General features: G+C 67.0%; 2 protein-coding genes. Both read right to left on the bottom strand.

What is annotated here, in order from left to right; genetic code table 11:
• The coding region (locus tag ACO1BU_RS37090; protein ID WP_424140860.1) for a Clp protease N-terminal domain-containing protein at positions 1–423 on the bottom strand (423 nt) is incomplete at its 3' end.
• Between the two features lie 21 nt (positions 424–444).
• On the bottom strand, positions 445–1965 hold a 1521-nt coding region (gene dnaK, locus ACO1BU_RS37085; RefSeq protein ID WP_424140859.1), incomplete at its 5' end, for a molecular chaperone DnaK.

Here is a 1965-nt window from a genome sequence, read left to right as displayed (position 1 = left end):
CAGCGCCTTGTCCAGGGCCTGCGGGGTGGCGCCGGCATCGCGGAGGGCGCGAGCCGCGGGGCCGTCGGAGGCGGCAAGCGCCACCAGCAGGCGGTCCTGGGCCACATACTCGTCACCGGCCTTCTGTGCCGCTTGCTCCGCCGCGTCCAGCACCCGGACCAGATCAGGCGTCACCTGCGGCTGACCGGCGCCGGAGCCCTGCACCTTGGGCAGCCGGGAGACCTCGAGGTCGATTGCCTGCCTGGCGGCCTGGGGATCGCCCCCGGCCGCCCGGATCAGGCCCGCTGCCGCCCCCTCCTCATCGTCGAGGAGTGCCTTCAGCAGATGCTCCGGCGTGATCCGCTGATGGAACTCCCGGATGGCGATGGTCTGCGCCGCCTGCAGGAAGCCCTGGGCGCGCTCGGTGAACTTCTGAATGTCCACGTTCAGCCTCCCTCCGCATGATCAGCCGTGACCGCGCTTGCGGTCGTCCACCTCCTCGAACTCGGCATCGACCACGTTGTCGCTGCCGGCCGTGCTGGGTCCGCCCGCATTACCAGAACCGGTGGTCTCTTGCGTCGCACCGGCTCGATGGACCGCCTCGCCGAACCGGGACATCGCCTGGGACAGAGCCTCGGTCTGGCGCTGGATCCGCTCGGCATCCTCACCCGAGAGCACGTCCCGCAGCTGCCGGACCGCGTCCTCGAGGGCCTGACGTTCGGCACTGCCGACCTTGCCCCCGTTCTCCTGCAGCTGCTTTTCGGCGGTGTAGACCAGAGTATCGCCCTGATTGCGTGCGTCGATCACCGCGCGGCGCCGCTTGTCCTCGTCCGCATGCTGCTCGGCTTCCCGGACCAGGCGCTGGATGTCCTGCTCCGACAGCCCGCCGCTGGCCTGGATCTTGATCTGCTGCTCCTTGCCCGTTGCCTTGTCCTTGGCTGATACCGAGACAATGCCGTTCGCGTCGATGTCGAAGGTCACCTCGATCTGCGGCATGCCACGCGGGGCGGGTGGGATGCCGACCAGGTTGAACTCGCCCAGCAGCTTGTTGTCGGCCGCCATCTCGCGCTCGCCCTGGAACACGCGAACGGTGACCGCCGTCTGGTTATCCTCGGCGGTGGAGAAGGTCTGGGACTTCCTGGTCGGGATGGTGGTGTTGCGGTCGATCAACCGGGTGAACACGCCGCCCAGCGTCTCGATGCCGAGCGACAGCGGTGTCACGTCCAGCAACACCACGTCCTTCACGTCGCCGGTCAGGACTGCCGCCTGCACGGTCGCGCCGACGGCGACCACCTCATCCGGGTTGACGTTGCGAGCGGGCTCCTTGCCGAAGAACTCCTTCACCGTCTCGACGACCTTGGGCATGCGGGTCATGCCGCCCACCAGGATCACCTCGTCGATGTCCTTCGCCGAGACACCGGCGTCCTTCAGCGCGGCCCGGCAGGGCTCGATCGTGCGCTGGATCAGGTCATCCACGAGGCTTTCCAACTTCGCCCGGGTCAGCTTCATCACGAGATGCTTCGGCCCGGAGGCGTCTGCAGTGATGAAGGGCAGGTTGATCTCAGTCTCCTTGGCGGAGGACAACTCGATCTTCGCTTTCTCCGCGGCCTCCTTCAGGCGCTGCAGCGCGAGCCGGTCCTTGCGAACATCGATGCCCTGCTCACGTAGGAACTCGCTCGCGATGTAGTCGACGATGCGTGCATCAAAGTCCTCACCGCCGAGGAAGGTGTCGCCATTGGTAGACTTCACCTCGAAGACGCCTTCGCCGAGCTCCAGAATGGAGATGTCGAAGGTCCCACCGCCGAGGTCATAGACCGCGACCCGGGCGCTACCCTTCTTCTCCATGCCATAGGCAAGCGCCGCCGCGGTCGGCTCGTTGATGATGCGCAGGACCTCGAGGCCGGCGATGCGGCCAGCATCCTTGGTGGCCTGGCGCTGGGCGTCGTTGAAGTAGGCGGGGACGGTGATGACGGCCTGCGTCACCTT

The organism is Roseomonas chloroacetimidivorans (genome assembly GCF_049629625.1).
GTDB lineage: Bacteria > Pseudomonadota > Alphaproteobacteria > Acetobacterales > Acetobacteraceae > Roseomonas > Roseomonas chloroacetimidivorans.
This window is presented reverse-complemented; position numbering and strand designations above follow the sequence as displayed.